The 15,309-nt window shown below is 73.1% G+C and carries 11 protein-coding genes; 8 read left to right on the plus strand and 3 right to left on the minus strand.

Annotation, left to right across the window (positions count from 1 at the left end; genetic code table 11):
• Nucleotides 1-95: 95 nt before the first annotated feature.
• Complete coding sequence (locus ABZS66_RS06335; protein WP_354755710.1) at nt 96-866, plus strand: SGNH/GDSL hydrolase family protein; 771 nt, start codon at nt 96-98, stop codon at nt 864-866.
• A gap of 10 nt (nt 867-876) precedes the next feature.
• A complete protein-coding gene (locus ABZS66_RS06340) occupies nt 877-1,767 on the plus strand; it encodes a sulfurtransferase (RefSeq protein ID WP_354755712.1) in 891 nt (296 codons plus the stop codon).
• 29 nt (nt 1,768-1,796) lie between these two features.
• Here ABZS66_RS06340 and ABZS66_RS06345 read toward each other — a convergent pair whose 3' ends face one another.
• From ABZS66_RS06345 to ABZS66_RS06355, 3 genes are all read right to left on the minus strand, one after another.
• Nucleotides 1,797-2,747: a hypothetical protein gene (locus tag ABZS66_RS06345; protein WP_354755713.1), complete on the minus strand. Its 951-nt coding sequence runs from the start codon at nt 2,745-2,747 to the stop codon at nt 1,797-1,799.
• Nucleotides 2,737-5,142 carry a glycosyltransferase gene (locus ABZS66_RS06350; RefSeq protein WP_354755715.1) on the minus strand — a complete coding sequence of 802 codons (2,406 nt, stop codon included), beginning with the start codon at nt 5,140-5,142 and terminating at the stop codon, nt 2,737-2,739. The genes ABZS66_RS06345 and ABZS66_RS06350 overlap by 11 nt, the downstream gene beginning before the upstream one ends.
• 240 nt (nt 5,143-5,382) lie before the next feature.
• The gene (locus tag ABZS66_RS06355) at nt 5,383-6,249 is read right to left on the minus strand and encodes an ADP-ribosylglycohydrolase family protein (RefSeq protein WP_354755717.1); all 867 of its coding nucleotides are present in this window, start codon (nt 6,247-6,249) and stop codon (nt 5,383-5,385) included.
• A 61-nt stretch (nt 6,250-6,310) separates the two neighbouring features.
• On the opposite strand from ABZS66_RS06355, the gene ABZS66_RS06360 reads away from it, so the two are divergent.
• From ABZS66_RS06360 to ABZS66_RS06385, 6 genes are all read left to right on the plus strand, one after another.
• Nucleotides 6,311-7,507, plus strand: coding sequence for a hypothetical protein (locus ABZS66_RS06360; RefSeq protein WP_354755719.1), 1,197 nt, complete (start codon nt 6,311-6,313; stop codon nt 7,505-7,507).
• A gap of 34 nt (nt 7,508-7,541) precedes the next feature.
• Entirely contained in the window at nt 7,542-9,305 is a 1,764-nt protein-coding gene (locus tag ABZS66_RS06365; RefSeq protein ID WP_354755721.1) for an HSP90 family protein, read from the plus strand.
• Nucleotides 9,295-12,108 (plus strand): hypothetical protein, encoded by a 2,814-nt coding sequence (locus ABZS66_RS06370; RefSeq protein ID WP_354755723.1) that lies wholly within the window; start codon nt 9,295-9,297, stop codon nt 12,106-12,108. Before ABZS66_RS06365 ends, ABZS66_RS06370 begins: the two co-directional genes overlap by 11 nt.
• Before the next feature lie 57 nt (nt 12,109-12,165).
• The gene (locus tag ABZS66_RS06375) at nt 12,166-12,798 is read left to right on the plus strand and encodes a TetR/AcrR family transcriptional regulator (protein ID WP_354755724.1); all 633 of its coding nucleotides are present in this window, start codon (nt 12,166-12,168) and stop codon (nt 12,796-12,798) included.
• A gap of 79 nt (nt 12,799-12,877) precedes the next feature.
• Nucleotides 12,878-14,215, plus strand: coding sequence for a biotin carboxylase N-terminal domain-containing protein (locus ABZS66_RS06380; protein ID WP_354755726.1), 1,338 nt, complete (start codon nt 12,878-12,880; stop codon nt 14,213-14,215).
• Nucleotides 14,212-15,105: a hydroxymethylglutaryl-CoA lyase gene (locus tag ABZS66_RS06385; RefSeq protein ID WP_354755728.1), complete on the plus strand. Its 894-nt coding sequence runs from the start codon at nt 14,212-14,214 to the stop codon at nt 15,103-15,105. Before ABZS66_RS06380 ends, ABZS66_RS06385 begins: the two co-directional genes overlap by 4 nt.
• The last annotated feature ends 204 nt before the right edge of the window (nt 15,106-15,309 follow it).

The raw sequence follows: 15,309 nt of genomic DNA on the forward strand, positions 1-15,309 counted from the left end.
GGCGGGTGTGGTCTGCGGCAAAGTCGCTTCCTCCGGTCCGGACGCCCTGACAGGATGCGAACCGGGGATGAACACAACGGGGAGGTACGGGCGCGGTGGCCGAGTGGAAAAGCTTCGTCGCGGTCGGTGACAGTTTCACGGAAGGGCTCGACGATCCGACGCCCGACGGGCAGGGGTTCCGGGGCTGGGCCGACCTGGTCGCGGGCGTGCTGGCGCAGGGTGCGGGGGAGTTCAAGTACGCGAACCTGGCCGTGCGGGGCCGGCTCTTCGACAACATCGTCGCGGAACAGGTGCCGCTGGCCGTCGCGATGAAGCCCGACCTCGTCAGCTTCGCCGGCGGGGGGAACGACGCCCTGCGGCGGACGTTCGAGGTCGACGCGCTCGTCGGGCGCTTCGACCGGACGATCGAGAAGCTCCGCGGTACCGGCGCGGATGTCGTTCTGTTCCGATGGGCCGACCTGACGGGGCGGATGCCCGGCGGCAAGATGCTCCGGCCGCGCGTCGACGCGCTGAACACGGCCATCGAGGAGGTCGGCGCCAGGCACGGGGCGCACGTCGTGAGCCTCTGGGACGACACCGAGTTCCTCAACCCGCGGCTGTGGAGCATCGACCGGCTGCACCTGTCGCCGTCGGGGCACCGGCGGGTGGCCGCGCACGTGCTGACCGAGCTGGGCGTGACGTGCGACCCGGACTGGCTGGCCGCGCCGGCGCCGCCGGAGGAGCTGTCGTGGGTGTCACGGAAGGCGGCCGACGCCAAGTGGGCGACCCAGCATCTCGCGCCGTGGGTGAAGCGGCGGCTGACCGGGCGTTCGTCGGGTGACATGGTGACCGCGAAGCGTCCCGAGCTCGCACCGCTGGAGCGCTAGGGTCGGGATTATGGCTGTTGCGAACGATCCGGCGCCCGAACTCGGCGCTTACGCGCACCCGGAGCGGCTGGTCACCACGGCGTGGCTGGCCGAGCACCTCGACGACCCCGGGCTGGTCGTGGTCGAGTCCGACGAAGACGTCCTCCTCTACGGCACGGGGCACATCCCCGGCGCGGTCAAGGTCGACTGGCACACCGAGCTCAACGACCAGACCACCCGCGACTACCTCGACGCCGAGGGCTTCGCCGCGCTGTGCCGCGCGAAGGGCATCGGCCCCGACGACACGATCGTGTTCTACGGCGACAACTTCAACTGGTGGGCGACCTACGCGCTGTGGGTGTTCGCCCTGTTCGGCCACCGCGACCTGCGCATCCTCGACGGCGGCCGGGCCAAGTGGATCGCCGAGCAGCGGCCGCTGACCCGCGAGGTGCCCGAGCGGGCGCCGACGGACTACCCGGCGGTCGAGCGCGACGACACGAAGATCCGCGCGTTCCGCGATCAGGTGCTGGAGCACATCAAGGCCGACCGGCCGCTGGTCGACGTGCGCTCACCGGGGGAGTACTCCGGGGAGCTGCTGCACATGCCCGACTACCCGCAGGAGGGCGCGCTGCGCGGCGGCCACATCCCGGGCGCGGTGAGCAAGCCGTGGAAGCAGGCGGCGCGCGACGACGGCAGTTTCAAGCCGGCCGACGAGCTGCACAAGATCTACGCCGACGAGCTCGGGCTGGCGAAAGCGGACGACATCATCGCCTACTGCCGCATCGGCGAGCGCTCGTCCCACACCTGGTTCGTGCTGACCCACCTGCTCGGCTACCCGCACGTGCGCAACTACGACGGCTCGTGGACCGAGTGGGGCAACACCGTCCGGGTGCCGGTGGTGAAGGGCAGCAACCCCCGGTAGGGATCGCTGCCCTTCGGGTCACCCGCCGGTCACTCGCCTTCGGGTGGCAGGGAGACCAGGTAGTCGACGACCTCGGAGTACCGCGCACTCGCCATCGCGACGGTGAGGTCGGCGGCGCCGTAGTACATGCGCAGCTCGTCACGGGCCTCGTCGTGCACGAGGCCCGTGGGGAAGACGACGTTGGGCACGTCGCCGACCCGCTCGTAGTGGGCGTCCGGACCGAGCACCCAGCTCGGGGTACGCCGGATGACCTTGGTCGGGTCGTCCAGGTCGAGCATGACCAGGCCGACCCGGTAGATCGAGGTCGCCACCATGGCCTTGACGCCGTGGTAGACGGCGAGCCAGCCGTGCGGCGTCTCGATCGGGGGCGGGCCCATGCCGATCCGGGTGGCGTCCCACCACGGGCCGGAGCGGGCCTGCATCACCGGCTCGGGCGTCGTCCACGAGCGCAGGTCCGACGACTTCGACAGCCAGACGTCGGCCCGCGCCGAGAGCACCGACACCGGGCGGTGGAACAGCACGTACTGCCCGTCGATCTTGCGGGGCAGCAGCGAGGCGTTCTTGTCCTCGGGCGGCATCACGATGCCGAGCGGCTCGACCGACAGGAAGTCCTCGGTGCGGGCGAGCGCGACGCAGGGGCCACCCGGCCCGTACGAGGTGTAGGCGATGACGTAGCCGCCCAGCCCCTCGACGTAGGTGATCCGCGGGTCCTCGACGCCCCAGCAGCTGTGGGCGTCGGTGGGGTCGTCGGCGATGAGCGGCTTGCCCTCGACCACCCAGTTGGTGCGCCCGTCCTTGCTCCGGGCGACGGTGAGGTGCGAGATGCCGCGGCGGTCCTCGATCCGGCAGAGCAGGACGGTGTCGCCGTTGTGCAGGCAAGCGCCGGGGTTGAACACGCTGTTGATCGGATAGGGCCAATCCCCCGCACTCAGCAGGGGATTGGCGGCTTCCCGGTGGAACAGCTCCGCGTCAAAGTGCATCGGAATGGCCCTCCGTGGTGCGCGAGCGGGGCGGCGTTGCGGTCGCGCTGAAGCCTGCCGAGGCCCGGCCCACGATCCGACCGTGGTTCCCAGCCTTGGTGGACATCGTGGTGACCGGGAGCGACGTCGGCACCGGCGCCGTGGCGACCACCGGGTGGGGCAGAGCGGCCAAACCGGCCCTGAGCAGGCTGAGCAGCGCTTGGTAATAGGCTAGCGTGGACTCGGCCCCCTGGTTCCCATTTGGCTCAGTAGCAGACAAACCATCGTGGCAGGCGCCGGAGGCATCGACGTAGAGCCGCGCCCCGGCCCGGTTGCGGCCGAGGAACCAGGCGTAGCCCCAGCCGGCCAGCCGCGCCAGCACCGGGTCGGCGGTGTGCTGCCACGCGTCGACGAGCGCCTCGGTGATGGCCGCCGCGTCGATCGGCTGCTCGTCGCCGTCGTCCGCCAGCCACAGCGCCGGCGACTCGCCCCGCCGGTGCCAGTGGTTACCCACGCAGCGCAGGGTGCCGTCGGCCAGGCCGACGTGCTGCACGTACCAGTCGAGCGCGGCGACCGCGCGGCCGGCCGCGTCGTCGTCCTCCAGCAGCGCCGCGCCGAGCAGCATGGCCTGGGCGAGGCGGGCGTTGTCGTAGGTGAGCTCGGACTCGAACCAGCGCCAGGCCGGGTCGGCTGCCGACGTCTCGACAAGCGCCTCGTCGAGCCGGCGCAGCAGCGGCGCGGCCTGGTCGGAGCGGCCGGCCCGGGCCAGCCCGATCAGCGCGTAGGCGCCGGCCCGCAGGCCCAGGTCGGGCAGTGCGGCGGTGCGCGGGCCCAGGTCGTCGAGCAGCGCGGCCGCCGGGCGGCGGATGTCGTCGGGCACCGCGGGGGTGCCGACGAGCACGCCGAGCGCCCACACTGTGCGGCCGACGTGGTCGCCCATGTGCGGCCAGTCCTGCCAGGTGCCGCCGTAGCTGAGCACGTTGTGCATGGAGCCCGCCGGGTCGTACGCGGCGATCAGGAACCGCACGGACTGCCGCAGCCAGCGGGTGGCCTGGGCGGTCTGCTTGGCGTCGGTGCCCACGGCGAGCAGGTCGGCGGCCACGATGGCCAGCCGGGCCACGTCGTCGACGCAGTACCCGGACGCGGGGTCGGGGTTCGGGCCGCGGGAGAACTGGAGGATGCCGATCTCGTCGGTGAGCTTGTCGAGGTGGGCGAGGTTGAGCGCGGGCGCGGCCGCGGTCGCGTGGCCGGGCCTGGCCGCCGCGGCCTGCGTCTGCTGCACGACCTCGGCGAACAGGTCCGCCTCGCGGGCGGCGACGGCCGGCCAGGGCAGCCAGGCGGCGCACGACTCGGCCACCGACTTGGCCGCGGCGAGCGCGCGGGCGTCGGTGAGCAGGTCGATGATCTCGGTGGCGAGCGCCGCGCCGTCGCCGATGGGCACGACCCGGCCGGCGCCGCCGGCCAGCATGTCCTCGGCGTAGCTGTACGAGGTGGACACCGCGGGCAGGCCCGCGCCGAGCGCGAACGTGAGCGCGCCCGAGCAGATCTGCTCCGGCTGGCGGTACGGCGTCACGAACAGCGTGCTCGCGTGCAGGATGGCCGACAGCTCGTCGAGCTCGAGGAAGGCGTCGACGAAGTGCACGTTGTCGCCGAGGCCGAGCCGCTTCGCCTGCTCGTGCAGGCCCTCCCGGTAGCGCTCGCCGTGCTCGCGCCGGATCTCCGGGTGGGTGCTGCCGGCCACGATGTACTGCGTGTCCGGGTGCTTGTTGACCACCTCGGCGAGCGCGTCGATCGCGATGTCGATGCCCTTGCCCGGGCCGAGCAGGCCGAACGTCGTGAGCGTCGGCTTGCCGGCCACCGTGTCGAGCAGGTCGCGCAGCTCGGGACGCAGGGTCGCCGGGTCGGGGGCCTGCCGCATCGCGTCGGGCGCGCCGTGCGGCACGACCACGAGCTGGTGGCCGGCGGCGATGCCGGTCCGGATGGCCACGCGGCGGGCCGTCTCGGTGAAGACCGTGACCCGGGCGGCCCGGGCGCACAGGGCCCGCAGCGTCGCGGCCTGCCCCGGCGAGGGGTGCGGCAGCACGGTGTGCAGCGTCAGCAGATACGCGATACCGCACGCGTTCAGCGCGCGGGTGAGTTCCAGCAGGTGAGAGCCGTCCGGCCCGCCGAAGATCCCGTACTCGTGCTGGATCAGCACGACCTGGACGTCGGCCTCGCGCAGCACGCGGGCCGCCGCCGAGTAGTCCTCGATGCGGTCCTGGTTGATGGTGGCGACGACCTCGTCGCCATAGGTGTGCCCGTCCCGGTCGATGGCCACGACGACGGTCTCGAGATCGTCGGTGGCGACACCCAGTGCCTCGCGCAGATCCGCGGTGTAGGTCGCGAGTCCGCAGCGGCGCGGCAGGTAGGTCGACACGATACCGAGTCGATAGGAAGCGGCAGGGTGTGACATGAGCACATTGTTACCCCGCGCAACGTCAAAAAACCTTCATACGCCCGAATGAGGTGCGCTCAGCGGGTGGCCAATCCGACCACCTTATCCGGTTTTCCGTGCAGGTCAGCGGCGCTTCACCCGTAATCACCCGCACCGGTTGAACTGATCACTGTCAATTACCACGATTTCACCCGTCGATCGGCGAACGGTAACGTAGTGTGATTACGGCCTGTGGGTCCATTCCGGCAGCGGTTCGCGGGCGTCGATCCATTCCGCCGGTATCCCGGCCCGGCCGGTGTGCGCCGCGACCACCCCGCCGGCGATCGCGCACAGCGAGTCGACGTCGCCGCCGGCCCGCACGCAGGTCTCCACGGCGCCCGGGTAGTCGTCGAAGCGGGTCGCCGCGACCCACAGCGCGAACGGCACCGTGTCCTGGGCGAGGGCGTGCGAGCCGTTGCCCAGGTCGGCGGCCACCTCGGCGATGTCCGCGTCCGCCGGGCGCCGGGACGCGCGGCCGACCCCGTCGCGGACGTCCGACGGGGGCAGCTGGTTGAGCACCAGGCGCAGCAGGGTGCCGGGCTCGGCGTGCCGGGCTGCGTGGGCCGCGGCCAGCGCGACCGCGACCGCGCCGGCGACGCCCTCGGGGTGCCGGTGGGTCACCTCGGCCGACAGTGCCGCCTGCCGCGCGGCGAGGTCGGGGTCGTCGGCGAAGAACGCGCCGAGCGGGGCGACGCGCATCGCCGCGCCGTTGCCGCTGGACCCGCGGCCGGCGAACAGCGCCGCGGCCGCCTCCCGCCAGGGCACGCCGGCGCGGATGTTCGCCAGCAACGTGACCGACCCGCGGCCGTAGCCCCGGTCGGCGCTCCACCGCTGGGCGAACGCGTGCGCGAGGCGGTCCTGGTTGACGCCGCCGTCGCGGTACAGCGCCTCGACCAGCGAGCAGGCCATCTCGGTGTCGTCGGTCCAGCGCCACGGCCCGGGCGGCAGCCGCAGCTCGCCCTCCAGCGGGGGTCGCATCTCGTACGGCGCGCCGATCGCGTCGCCGACGGAGAGGCCGGTCAGGCTGTCGTGTGCGGCGCCGTGATCCACCCGCCGAAAATAGTCGATGGCCGCCGGGAACGGGTTCGGCGGATCGGGGCTCTCCTGGGGTATGAAGCGTCGGGAACTGCTGGGCCTGGGCGGCGTGGTGCTACTGGCCTCCTGCTCGTCTGATTCGTCCTCGGTTCCGCCTGCTTCGGGGGAGCTGCTCGCCGTCTCGATGCCCGAGGGGACGGTCGTGCTCGACTCGGGCACGGCGCGCAAGGTCGCGACCGGGGCGCTGCTGACCGGGGACCGGCTGGTCGGCTTCGACCCGGACGGGCGGGTCGTGGTCCGCAACGCCGCCGACGGGTCGGTCGTGACGGCCGCGGCGGTGCGCGGGAACCTGCGGCTGGCGGCCGCGGCGCCGGATGCCGGGCTGCTCGCGCTGGTGGAGGGGGCCGCCGGCGGGCGCAGCCAGACGACGATCGTGGTGGCCGGGCCGACCGGGGAGCGGCACCGCCTGACGGTGCCCGGGTTCGTCGAGCCGGAGGCCTTTTCATCCAGTGGTACCGAGTTGTTCGTCCTCGACATGCTGCCGCCCGAGCATCCCGACCGCTACCGGGTGCGCGTCCTCGATCTGACCGGCGGACAGCTGCGGGCGCTGAACCTGCCCGGTGAGAACGCGGGCATCAAGGTGCTCGTGCCGCCGGGCGCCGAGGAGGAGATGCGCGGCGAGGGGCGCCAGGCCGTGTACGACGCGCGGCGGGAGCGGCTCTTCACGCTGTACAGCCACCAGCCCGATCACCAGCACGTGCGCGACCTGCTGAATCCCGGCGCCCGGGACGGCAAGCCGGACGTGCACGCGTTCGTGCACACGCTCAGCGTCTCCGGTGGCTGGGCGGTCTGCGTGGATCTGCCCTCCGCGTTCGGCACCGGGGCGGTCTCCGGATTGACCATCGCGCAGTCGGCCGACGAGGTGTGGGTGGCGGACGCCGGCAAGGGTCTCGTCGCCGTGATCCACGCCGACGCCCTGGCGGTGACGAACGAGATCACGGCTCCTGTGGTGGACGGGGCGGCGGCGTCGGCCGCCGCCGGCGGGCGGTTCTATCTGGCCGCCGGCCGGCAGGTGATCGTGCTCGACGTGGGCGCGAAGGAGGTCGCGGCGTCGTGGGCGCTGCCCGCGGACGCTCTGGGGATCGCGGTGTCGAGCGGGCACCTGTACGTCGGGCAGCCCGATGCCGTGCTCCGCCTCGATCCGCTGACCGGCGCGACCACGGGTCGGGTGGCGATTCCGGGGCTGGTGGGCCTGCACCGGGTGGTGGGCTGAGGAAATTGTCGGTGGGGCGCGGTAGCGTGCCCGCGTGGATCGGACGTTCCAGGTCGACCTGCGAGGCGTGGTCGACCTTCTCAGTCATCACCTCTATGCGAGCCCACGCGTCTACGTGCGGGAGCTGCTGCAGAACGCGGTCGACGCGATCACCGCCCGCGGCACCGGCGGCGGGCGGATTCGCATCGAGGCGCCCGACGCGACCGGCGACGGCACCCTGCGGGTGTCCGACAACGGCGTCGGGCTGTCCGAGGAGCAGGTACACCAGTTCCTGGCCACGATCGGGCGCAGCTCGAAGCGCGACGACTTCGGCTTCGCCCGCCACGACTTCCTCGGCCAGTTCGGCATCGGCCTGCTCTCCTGCTTCCTCGTCGCCGACGAGATCCGGGTGCTCACCCGGGCGGAGGGCAGCCCGACCGTGCTCTGGCGCGGCTTCGCCGACGGTCGCTACAGCGTGAGCCCGGCCGCGGCCGAGCGGTCCGAGGTGGGCACGACGGTCACGCTGGTGCCGCGCCGCGACGCGGAGCAGTGGCTGGTCCGCCGCACGGTCGCCGAGCTGGCCACGCTCTACGGCTCGCTGCTGCCGGTGTCGGTCGAGGTCGCCGACGTGCCGGTGACGGGCGGCGGGCTGCCCTGGCAGGGGCCGGCGGACGGGCGCCGGGAGCGCCTCGCCGCCTACTGCCAGGAAGTCTTCGGCTTCATGCCGTTCGACGTGGTCGACCTGTCGGTACCGGCGGCCGGCCTGACCGGCGTCGCGTTCGTGCTGCCGACCCCGGCCAACCCGGCCGCGCGGGCCGGCCACCGGGTCTACCTGAAGCGGATGCTGCTCGCCGAGGGCGCGGAGGGCGTCCTGCCCGAGTGGGCGTTCTTCGCCCGGTGCGTCATCGACACCACCGAGCTGCGGCCGACCGCCAGCCGCGAGGCGCTCTACGAGGACCAGCTGCTCGAGGCGACCCGCGAGTCGCTCGGCGACCAGCTCCGCGGCTGGCTGGTCCGGCTGGCGGCGCGCGACTCCCGGCGGCTGCTGGAGTTCCTCGACATCCACCACCTCGGGGTCAAGGCGCTCGCGCTGCACGACGACGAGATGCTCCGACTGGTCGACCGCTGGTGGCCGATGGAGACCAACCTCGGGCGCATGACGCTCGCCGACTTCCGGGCCCAGCACGGCCTGGTTCGCTACACGGTCCAGGTCGACGAGTTCCGGCAGATCGGCGCGGTGGCGGCGGCCCAGGGCATGCCGATCGTCAACGGGGGCTACACCTACGACACCCAGCTCATCGAGCGGCTGCCGGCGGTCGAGTCGGGCACCCTCATCGAGCGGGTCGAGCCGGGCGACCTCAGCACCCACTTCGACGCGCTCGACCCGGGCGTCGAGCTGGCCCGGCGGCCGTTCCTGGCCCGGGCCCAGCGGGCCGTCGACCGGCTCGGCTGCGAGGTCGTGCTGCGCGCGTTCGACCCGGTGTCGATGCCGGCGATGTATCTGCAGAACCGCTCGGCCGCCTTCGCCGCCGAGCTGCGGGCCACGCGGGAGCGGGTCGACGAGGTCTGGGCCGACGTGCTCGACGCGCTCGCGCGCACCGACGAGCAGGATCGCCCCCAGCTCGTCCTCAACTACCGCAACCCGCTCGTGCGGCGGATCACCGAGCTCGCCGACGACGACCTCGTTCGGCTCTCCGTCGAGGGGCTCTACGGGCAGGCCCTCCTGCTCGGGCACCATCCACTGCGGCCGGCCGACGCCGCGCTGCTCAACAGCTCGTTTTTGGGACTGCTCAACAAGGCGGTGGCGGGTGAAGACTGAGGAAGAGCTCTGGGGTCTGCTGCGGGAGGCCTACCACATGCCCTACGGCAGTGGTCAGATCGCGCTCACCGAGCAGATCATGCAGCACGCCGACGCGGGCGGGTTCGACGAGCTGCGGATCGCGGCGCGGCTGCACGCGACCACGGCCTACGTCCACGGGGGCGAGACGGCGAAGGCGTTCGTCACCTTCTCCTGGTGCCGCGCGGAGTACGACGCGCACCCCGACCGCTTCGACAGCAGCGACGAGCATCTGCTGCTGTGGCAGTTCAAATACATGGTGGCCGGGCTGATGAAGTTCCCGACCGTGCCGCTGGCCCGCACCTACGACGTCCTCGACGACATGGAGGGGCGGTTCCGGCGCGGCGGCCACAGCCTGCACACCGTCTACTCCTACCGGCACAGCGTCGCCGAGCACCTGGGTGACCCGGCCGCCGACGAGTGGTTCGACCGCTGGAACGCCGCGCCCCGCGACCAGAACAGCGACTGCATCGGCTGCGACCCGACGTCGAAGGTCTACCACCTGCTCAACCGCGGCCTCGACGAGGAGGCGATCGAGCTCGCCCAGCCGGTGCTCGCCGGCCAGCTCACCTGCGCCGAGCAGCCGCAGGGCATCCTGACCGGGCTGCTGCTGCCCTACCTGCGCACCGGCCGGCTGGAAGAGGCCGCCGACGCGCACCGCCGGGCCTACCGGGCGCACCGCTCCATCCTGGCCGACCTGCAGGACGTCGCCGAGCACGTGGTGTTCTGCGCCCGCACCGGCAACGAGGTGCGCGGCCTGGAGATCGTGCAGCGCCACCTGCCGTGGCTGGAGAAGGCGCCGCACCCGCAGGCGGAGATGTGGTTCGCCGCCTCCGCGGGGCTGCTGCTGAGCCGGCTCGACGCCGGGGTCACCATCGGTGCGACGACCGCCGGGGCGCTCGCCGACCGCCTCGCCGCCCGGGCCCGCGACCTGGCCGGCCGGTTCGACGAGCGCAACGGCACGCCCGCCGTCGGCCGCCGCATCGAGGCGGTGCTGACCGCCGAGCCGCTGGTCGAGCACCTGCCGCTGAGCGCGGTCGCCCGCCGGCAGGCCGACGCAACCACGCCCGGCCTGGCCGCGCCGCCCAGCCGGGCGGCCGAGCCGCTGCCGACCGACCCCGCCGAGCTGCTCGACCGGGCGGTGGCCCTGTTCGAGGACCACCGGATCTCGGAGGCACGGGCCGCCTGGGAGCACTTCGACGAGCAGCACGCCGAGCCGGCGCCCGCCCTCGCGGCCCGCCGGCTCGACGGCGCGGGCCGGCTGGCCACCGCCGAGCACCGCGACGAGGACGCCGCCCGCCTGTTCCGCGAGGCGGCCGCGGCCCACCGGGCGGTGGGCAGCGAGTTCGACGCGCTCGTGTCCGACGCCCGGGCCGCCGCGGCCGAGCACGAGTTCGACGAGCTGGAGGCGGTCACCGAGCGGATCCTCGCCGTCGCCGTCGCGGACGCCGACGCCCGGGCCGAGGCACACATCCGGCTGGAGTATCCGCTGCTCAACGCCGACCGGGTCGACGAGGCGCTGGCCGTGATCGACGCCGCGCTCGCCGAGGAGCCGACCCGGCCGGGGCTGCGGGCCGACCTCCACGGCCGGCGGGCCCGCACCCTGCTGGTGCTGGAGCGCTACGAGGAGGCGGTCGCATCGGCGGCCGACGCCCGCGAGCAGTTCGCGGCGCTCGGCGACCCGCCGCCGGCCGCGCTCGCCGCGCTGATCCAGGGCCACGCCCTGGCCAACCTGGAGCGGTTCGACGATGCCGTGGCCGCCTTCGACGCCGCGCTGGCCCTGGCCGTCGAGCGCGAGCCGCGGCTGTCCGCCCTGGTCGGGCGCGGCCGGGCCCGGCTGGCCGGCGACCGGTTCGACGCGGCCGTCGACGACCTGGTCGAGGCGATCGCCGATCACATCGCCCACGGCGAGGACCCGCCGGCCGCGGTGCTGCGCTTCGACCTCGCCCAGGCGTATTACCGGGCCGGGCAGCTGCTCGACGCCGCCGAGGCCGCCGAGAGCGCGCTCGAGGTGCTCGACCGGATCGAGGCGCAGGAGCTCGCCGACAACGTGCGGTATCTGCTGTCGCGGGTCTACCGCGACCTCGAGCAGCCCGACCAGGCGCTGGCGCTGCTGGAGACGCTCGCCGGCAACCTCGACGGGTTCGACAACCTGCCGTCGCGGGGGCGGATGCTGCAGGAGGCAGCGCAGCTGCTGTATGGCATCGACCGCGACGCCCAGGCGGCCGAGCGGTTCGCGGCGGCGGCCGAGGCGTTCCGCGCGGCCGGCGTCGTGACCGCCGAGCTGTTCAACCGGCGCATGCGGGCGCTGGCCCTGCGCTGGGCCGGCGACGGGCCCGGCTCGCTCGCGGCGCTGGCCGAGCTCGACGCCCTGCTGGCCACGGCAACCGCGGAGGCCTCCGCCGGCCCCGGCCTGGAGGAGCCCTGGCTGGTCTGGGAGCGGGCGATGACCGGCGCCGACGCGGCGCGCGTGCACGTCGGGGCAGGTCAGCTCGACGAGGCACTCGCCCGGGTGCGGGGTTCGGGCGACGCCTTCCGGGGCATCGGCGCGCTCGGGGAGGCGCTCGACGCCGACTTCCTGCACGCCGAGCTGCTCATGCGGGCCGGCGACCCGGTGGCCGCGGAGCCGCTGCTGCGCTCGGTGCTCGGGACGGCGCCCACGGGCTCGCAGGTCGGGCAGAACTCGGCCTGGATGCTCGCCGAGTCGCTCGAGATGCAGGGCCGGTCGGACGACGCGGCCCGGATTCGTGCCGAGCATCTCGAAGAACAGCCCGACGGTGAGTGACAACATCCACTTAACGAGCGTTCAGCATATCCCTTGACACGAGGTTAGGCTTTTCCCATGACGCTGGAACAGCAAGCCGTTCGCCCACCGGCTCAGTCCCGCGGGTCCGGACCCGCTGGTCAGCAGCCTCGGCGGCGCTCCCGGCGCGACGAGATCCTGGAGATCGCGGTCGGCCTGTTCGCCACCCGCGGATACCACGGGGTCTCGATGGACGACATCGGCGCGGCGGCCGGCGTGACCGGCCCCGCGCTGTATCACCACTTCGCCGGCAAGGAGGCGATGCTCGTCGCCGCCCTCATCCCGGTGAGCGAGCAGCTGCTCGCCGGCGGCAAGGAGCGCATCGCCGAGGCGTCCGACGACCCGGCCGCGGCGCTCGCCACGCTGGTCGACTTCCACGTCGAGTTCGCGCTGGCCAACCCGGCGGTCATCGCCCTGCACCTGCACGAGCTCGACCGGCTGCCCGACGAGCCGCGCCGGCAGATCCGCCGGCTGCAGCGGTTGTACGTCGAGGAGTGGGTAGGGACGCTCACCGCGCTGCGGGCCGGCGAGCTGACCGACGGCGAGGCGCGGGTGCTGGCGCACGCGGCGTTCGGTCTCATGAACTCGACGCCGTTCCTCGGCGGCGAGGTCGACCGGACGCGCCGGGCCGAATTACTGCGGGCAGCGACACTCTCCGCACTCCAGGGGTAACCCTCCGGGTGACTCCACAGAGTTATCCACAGCCCCGCCGCGTTCCCGCCCACAGAGTTATCCACAGGAGTCCCGCCGCATGCTGAGCTCGCTGCTCGTCGCCAACCGCGGAGAGATCGCACGCCGGATCGTCCGCACCGCGCGCCGCCTGCAGATTCGCACGGTGGCGGTGCACTCGGAGGCCGACGCCGGGCTGCCGTTCGTGACCGAGGCGGATGAGGCGGTGCTGATCGGCCCGGCCAACCCGGCGCAGTCGTATCGCAACACCGAGGCGATCCTGGCCGCGGCCAAGTCGACCGGCGCCGAGGCGATCCACCCGGGCTACGGGTTCCTGTCGGAGAACGCGGCGTTCGCGAGGACGGTGCAGGACAACGGCCTGATCTGGGTCGGGCCCGGCGCCGAGGCGATCGCGGCCATGGGCGACAAGATCAACGCGCGCAACCTGATTGCGGCGGCCGGTGTGCCGGTGGCGCCCGGCACGACCGACCCGGCCACGACCGTCGAGGCCGCCCTGGAGGCCGCGACCGCGATCGGCTTCCCGGTCATGGTCAAGGCGGCGGCCGGCGGCGGTGGCATGGGCATGGCCGTCGCGAACGACGAGGCCGGGCTGCGCGCGGAGTATGACAAGGTCCGCGGGTTCGCCGAGCGGATGTTCGGCGACGGGTCGGTGCTCATCGAGCGGTACTTCCCCCGTGTCCGGCACATCGAGGTGCAGATCCTTGGCCTGGCCGACGGCCGGGTGGTGGCCCTCGGCGAGCGCGAGTGCTCGGTCCAGCGGCGCAACCAGAAGCTCGTGGAGGAGACCCCGTCGCCGGCGCTCACGCCCGGGCAGCGGGCCGACCTGCTGGCCGCCGCGGTCCGGGCCGGCGAGGCGGTCGGCTACCGCAACGCCGGCACCGTCGAGTGCCTGTTCGACCCGACCACCGGCCAGTTCTTCTTCCTGGAGATGAACACGCGCCTCCAGGTCGAGCACCCGGTCACCGAGGCGGTGTTCGGCATCGACCTGGTGGAGGAGCAGCTGCGGGTCGCCTCCGGGCTGGCGCCGACCTTCGACCCGGCCGCGCTGACCGTCACCGGCCACGCGATCGAGGTGCGGGTCAACGCCGAGGACCCGAAGCGCTTCCTGCCCGGCCCGGGCGCGATCACGACCTGGGTCGAGCCGGCGGGCGAGGGCGTGCGGGTCGACGCCGGCTACGCGGCGGGCAACACGGTCACGCCCAGCTACGACTCGCTGATGGCGAAGCTGATCGTCCACGGCGCCGACCGCGCCGACGCGCTCGCCAAGCTGCGCGCCGCGGTCGCCGGCTTCGAGATCGTGGGCCCGAAGGTCAACCTTCCGTTCTTCGCCGAGTTGCTGGACAACGCCGAGTTCGTCTCCGGCGAGTACGACACGGGAATCGTGGGCAGGATGCGATGAGCTTCATCTCGATCCGCGAGGTCGGACCGCGCGACGGTCTGCAGAACGAGGACCCGGTGCCGGCCGACGCCAAGGTGCGCCTGCTCGACGCCCTGTCCGCCACCGGGGTCCAGCGGATCGAGGCGGTCTCCTTCGTCCACCCGAAGGCGATCCCGCAGATGGCCGACGCCGACGAGGTCTGGTCCCGCGCCGCCAAGCGCCCGGGCGTGCGCTACTCGGCCCTGGTCCCCAACTCGAAGGGCGCCGAGCGCGCGCTGGCCGCCGGGTTCAGCGAGATCGAGGTAGTGGTGTCCGCCTCGACCACGCACAACCAGCGCAACGTCAACCGCTCCACCGAGGAGTCGCTCGACGACATCGCGGCCCTGATCGACCTGCTGCACCGCTCCGGCGCCACTGCCGAGGTCATCATCTCGACGAGCTTCGGCTGCCCGTTCGAGGGTGACGTCGACCCGGCCCGGGTCGCGGCGATCGTCGACCGGGTGGTGGCCGACGGCGCCGACCGGGTCGCGTTCGGCGACACCACCGGCATGGGCACCCCGCGCCGGGTGGAGGACGTGGTCGGCCGGGTCCGCGACCGCCACCCCGACCTGCCGCTGCTCCTGCACTTCCACAACACCCGCGGCACCGCGCTGGCCAACATTCTGACGGCCCTGCGGCTGGGCATCACCGAGTTCGACGCGAGCGTCGGCGGCCTGGGCGGCTGCCCGTATGCGCCGGGCGCCACCGGCAACGTGGCCACCGAGGAGGTCGTGCACATGCTGCACGACATGGGGTACGAGACGGGGATCGACCTGAAGGCCCTCCTCGAGGCGGCCCGCCTGGCCCAGGAGATCGTGGGCCGCGAACTGCCGTCCGGCGTCCTGCGCGCCGGCCCCCGCCTGCCCTTCTGAGCTGCCCGCGGCGGCGCGCCGTGGGAGCGTGTCCGATTCGTCCGGATTTTGGGGACGGGCACCGGGCCGGCACGACCGGCTGTTGAGCGGTAGCAAGTTCGACACCACGCTCCGGGTGCCGATCAACATTTCGGCACCGGGATCCCTCTGATCCGCAGAGACGACCCGTCCCCGGGGTGACCCACCGGAAGGTTCCTGTTGGAG

The organism is Dactylosporangium sp. NPDC005572, from assembly GCF_040605515.1.
Classification (GTDB): domain Bacteria; phylum Actinomycetota; class Actinomycetes; order Mycobacteriales; family Micromonosporaceae; genus Dactylosporangium.

Bases quoted from the DNA above. Each gene is read 5' to 3' on its own strand.
- ABZS66_RS06340 (WP_354755712.1), top strand. From the start codon at position 877: ATGGCTGTTGCGAACGATCCGGCGCCCGAACTCGGCGCTTACGCGCAC.
- ABZS66_RS06345 (WP_354755713.1), bottom strand. From the start codon at position 2,747: ATGCACTTTGACGCGGAGCTGTTCCACCGGGAAGCCGCCAATCCCCTG.
- ABZS66_RS06360 (WP_354755719.1), top strand. From the start codon at position 6,311: ATGAAGCGTCGGGAACTGCTGGGCCTGGGCGGCGTGGTGCTACTGGCC.
- ABZS66_RS06375 (WP_354755724.1), top strand. From the start codon at position 12,166: ATGACGCTGGAACAGCAAGCCGTTCGCCCACCGGCTCAGTCCCGCGGG.
- ABZS66_RS06380 (WP_354755726.1), top strand. From the start codon at position 12,878: ATGCTGAGCTCGCTGCTCGTCGCCAACCGCGGAGAGATCGCACGCCGG.
- ABZS66_RS06385 (WP_354755728.1), top strand. From the start codon at position 14,212: ATGAGCTTCATCTCGATCCGCGAGGTCGGACCGCGCGACGGTCTGCAG.